The organism is Calidithermus terrae (assembly GCF_003574345.1).
In the GTDB taxonomy this organism is placed as follows: domain Bacteria; phylum Deinococcota; class Deinococci; order Deinococcales; family Thermaceae; genus Calidithermus; species Calidithermus chliarophilus.
This window is the reverse complement of the sequence record NZ_QXDL01000435.1, coordinates 1-1,129: the sequence shown is the minus strand read 5'-3', so window position 1 is coordinate 1,129 and position 1,129 is coordinate 1. Positions and strand designations below refer to the sequence as shown.

At 70.6% G+C, this 1,129-nt stretch carries 1 pseudogene; it reads right to left on the bottom strand.

Going from position 1 to position 1,129, the window contains the following annotated elements:
* Nucleotides 1-1,129 (bottom strand): annotated as a pseudogene (locus Mterra_RS22735) (hypothetical protein); the annotation flags it as partial.

Sequence of the window (1,129 nt, the reverse complement as noted above, 5' to 3'; positions counted from 1 at the left end):
TGGCGATGGTGATGGCCGCGGCCAGGATGGTGACGATGGCCATGTTGAGCGCCTTGGTCTGGGCCGTCGAGGCCAGCGCGAGCTGGAAGCCCTCGCTGGTGGCCTGCAGCGCCACCAGGCGGTTCATCAGCCCCAGGCTGGCCGCGCCGGCGGCCCAGGTGTCCCCCGCCCCCAGCAGCGATCCCTCGGGCAGCTTGGCCGGGTCGAAGGCCACGGACTCGAAGTCCTTCTTCCACTGCCCGCCCTGCAGCGGGTGGCCTCCGCTGGCGGCCACGTACAGCCGCACGGTCTCGCCGGGGTTGGCCCCCAGGTCCGGCCAACCCCTGAAGCGCTGGAAGAAGGCCAGCAGGCCCTTGGTGTCCTCGCTCACCGCCACCCTCCCCTCGCCGAAGAGCTTCTTGAGCTCGCCGTACATCGCCTTGCGGTCGTCCTCGCTGAGGCTGCGGTAGCTGCCGGCGGCGAAGCCGGGCGGCACCCGCTCGAGCAGGTTCTTCAGCGCCACCCCGTAGGCCTCCTGCAGCGCGGTGAAGCCGCTGGGCATGAGGCGGGCCTCGTTGGCGTAGGCGGGGTTCTCGTCCCTGACCCTCGCCAGCTCCCCCGCCAGGCCCCCCGCCACGCCGGCGGCGCAGTCCACCCCCTCGACCTCCAGGCCCTGGGCGTCGGCCTCCAGGCAGCGGTAGAGGTTGTAGAGCTGGCGGGTGGCGATCTGGTTGAGGCTGGGCGCGAAGGCGGCGGCCCCCGGGGGGATGCCCGCCTCAACCAGCTTCTTGGCCATGTCCTCGAGGGCCTGGATCTTGGTGGTGGCGTTGTTGTAGGTCAGGCTCATCCCCGTCGAGAGGAGCACCCCCGAGACCAGCGGGGTCAGCAGCGCCACCAGCACGTACTTGAAGGCGTTCATCAGCACCTGGGGCCCGACGAAGAGCGCCAGCGGCACCAGCAGCCCCATGAAGAACAGCACGCTGTAGAGGTAGACCCCGGCCAGGGTGTTGAGCGCGTGGAAGGTGGCGATGGTGACGGCCGCGGCCAGGATGGTGACGATGGCCATGTTGAGCGCCTTGGTCTGGGCCGTCGAGGCCAGCGCGAGCTGGAAGCCCTCGCTGGTGGCCTGCAGCGCCACCAGGCGGTTCAT